Here is a 1,382-nt window from a genome sequence, read left to right as displayed (position 1 = left end):
GTTTTGCATTGCAAGCTCTGCAAACGCAGTTCGGATATCAAGCTTTGCCAAGGCGTTTGCAGCGAGAGCAATCTTTTCAGATTCTTTAGCAATTTTACCACATAGTTCACTGAAAATTTTCATTTCTAAGCTGATTACAGCGTCACGTGCCGCGAGAATCTTATTCTCCAGTTCTTTCAATTCATTAGTAGTGTAGCGTATGCTATTTGCTAAGCTTTGCCTGTGAATAAATATGTCCGAGGTTAATTTATGATTTGCTGATACTTCAATGTAATAACCAAGAATGTTGTTGTGCAATATTTTCAGCGCGGCAATGCCAGTCAGATCACGATAAGATTCCCGGAGTTTGGTTATCAATTTGTTGCTATTGTTGAACACATAGGATAACTCTGATAATTCTTGGTTATACTTTGGGTTGATAAATCCTCCTTCTTTTGCAGAACTTAGATTATTATCAAGTACAGCGTCGTTTAGAAGCTCGAACAGTTCTTTGTGATTGCCAAGGCTTTTATGTATTGTGCTAAGTTCATTCTCGTCACTGCTTGCTATCTGAGCAGTAGACACTGGTTCTTTTCCCTTTGATTCTACTATCAAGCACTGGAATGACATCTGAAGATCAACTGCTGATTTTTCACTTAAGTGATAACTATGTAAGGTGGACAGAAACTCAGACAACTCTAACGTTTTCCCAAGGCCTATTTTTAGTAGGTTCATGTCCTTTGGTGAGCCACGCCCTAACATTAAACGTGATAGTGACCTTTCAATATCTGGAATGTTAGATAATATCTCCCGTATTTTTTTGCGTGCCTCATGGCTGTTTACAAAAAATTCAACGGTGCCGATTCTCAAATTAATCGCCTTAGGACAAGCAAGTGGTGATGCAAGCATTTGTTTGAGCAGGCGTCCACCAGAAGCTGTAACTGTGTAGTCAATAACTGAAATCAGTGAACCCTTCTTTTCACCAAATTGAGTTGAAAACAACTCAAGATTTCTCCTTGCTGAAGCATCGATAAGCATGAAACTTTGTTGCCTGTAGGGCTTTGGCAGCTCAAGTCTTGGAATGGAGCCCCTTTGCGTTACTCTAACATATTCAAGCAGCGTACCGCATGCCACAATCTCCACTTTGCTGAAGTTTCCTATAACTCCAAGCTCTCTGATTTTGTAAAATTCGCACAGCGTTCTGTGAGACTTGTTATACTCAAAAAAACTCTGGGCATGCTGCGTAATTGATATTTTATAATTTTTTAAAATTGACCTGATTTTTTCATCTTCGGCTAGCTTCTCGGAAATTAATAATTCTTTTGGTGATATACGCAGCAAATCGCTATCTAGAGCTTTCAAATTCGTTAAAGTGTGAAAGAATTTTCCCGTTGATAGCTCAA

The 1,382-nt window shown here is 38.9% G+C and carries 1 protein-coding gene; it reads right to left on the bottom strand.

The annotated features are described in order from the left end of the window. A partial coding sequence (locus tag GO685_RS05265) for a MutS family DNA mismatch repair protein (protein WP_458695297.1) occupies window positions 1-1,382 on the bottom strand: 1,382 nt, incomplete at both ends.

The sequence above is a fragment of the Wolbachia endosymbiont of Madathamugadia hiepei genome, assembly GCF_013366855.1.
Lineage (GTDB): Bacteria > Pseudomonadota > Alphaproteobacteria > Rickettsiales > Anaplasmataceae > Wolbachia.
The sequence above is the reverse complement of the archived record's forward strand: the minus strand, read 5'-3'. Positions and strand labels throughout refer to the sequence as shown.